Origin of the sequence: Secundilactobacillus silagincola, assembly GCF_002583405.1 — a bacterium.
GTDB lineage: Bacteria > Bacillota > Bacilli > Lactobacillales > Lactobacillaceae > Secundilactobacillus > Secundilactobacillus silagincola.
The window spans coordinates 1-1,302 of the sequence record NZ_BCMJ01000020.1 but is presented as its reverse complement, the minus strand read 5'-3'; the positions used below and the strand labels follow the sequence as shown (position 1 = coordinate 1,302).

Here is a 1,302-nt window from a genome sequence, read left to right as displayed (position 1 = left end):
TTTCACACTTAGATGCTTTCAGCGTTTATCTCATCCACACATAGCTACTCAGCAATGCGCCTGGCGGCACAACTGATACACCAGCGGTGTGTCCATTCCGGTCCTCTCGTACTAGGAACAGCTCCTCTCAAATTTCCTACGCCCGCGACGGATAGGGACCGAACTGTCTCACGACGTTCTGAACCCAGCTCGCGTACCGCTTTAATGGGCGAACAGCCCAACCCTTGGGACCGACTACAGCCCCAGGATGCGATGAGCCGACATCGAGGTGCCAAACCTCCCCGTCGATGTGGACTCTTGGGGGAGATAAGCCTGTTATCCCCAGGGTAGCTTTTATCCGTTGAGCGACGGCCCTTCCATACGGTACCGCCGGATCACTAAGCCCGACTTTCGTCCCTGCTCGACCTGTCTGTCTCGCAGTCAAGCTCCCTTGTGCCTTTACACTCTACGAATGATTTCCAACCATTCTGAGGGAACCTTTGGGCGCCTCCGTTACTTTTTGGGAGGCGACCGCCCCAGTCAAACTACCCACCTGACACTGTCTCCCGCCACGCTTAGTGGCGCGGGTTAGAGTGTTCACACAACAAGGGTCGTATCCCACCAGTGCCTCCACCGAAACTAGCGTTCCGGTTTCTACGGCTCCGACCTATCCTGTACAAGTTGTGTCAACACCCAATATCAAGCTATAGTAAAGCTCCATGGGGTCTTTCCGTCCTGTCGCGGGTAACCTGCATCTTCACAGGTACTTTAATTTCACCGAGTCTCTCGTTGAGACAGTGCTCAGATCGTTACGCCTTTCGTGCGGGTCGGAACTTACCCGACAAGGAATTTCGCTACCTTAGGACCGTTATAGTTACGGCCGCCGTTTACTGGGGCTTCATTTCTGGGCTTCGCCGAAGCTAACTCATCCACTTAACCTTCCAGCACCGGGCAGGCGTCAGCCCCTATACGTCATCTTACGATTTTGCAGAAACCTGTGTTTTTGATAAACAGTCGCCTGAGCCTCTTCACTGCGGCTGCACTTGCGTGCAGCACCCCTTCTCCCGAAGTTACGGGGTCATTTTGCCGAGTTCCTTAACGAGAGTTCACTCGCTCACCTTAGGATTCTCTCCTCGACTACCTGTGTCGGTTTGCGGTACGGGTAGTAAGATACTCACTAGAAGCTTTTCTCGGCAGCGTGACATCAGCCACTTCCCTACTTAAATTCGGTCCTCATCACAGCTTGTCTACCCGGTTGAAAGCATTTAACTAACAACCAGACTTGCTGCTTGAACGCACATATCCAACAGTGCGCACGGCTTA

The 1,302-nt window shown here is 53.2% G+C and carries 1 rRNA gene; it reads right to left on the bottom strand.

Features of this window, described 5'->3' with window-relative positions:
* Positions 1 to 1,302 (bottom strand): 23S ribosomal RNA (locus CES82_RS11990); the annotation flags it as partial.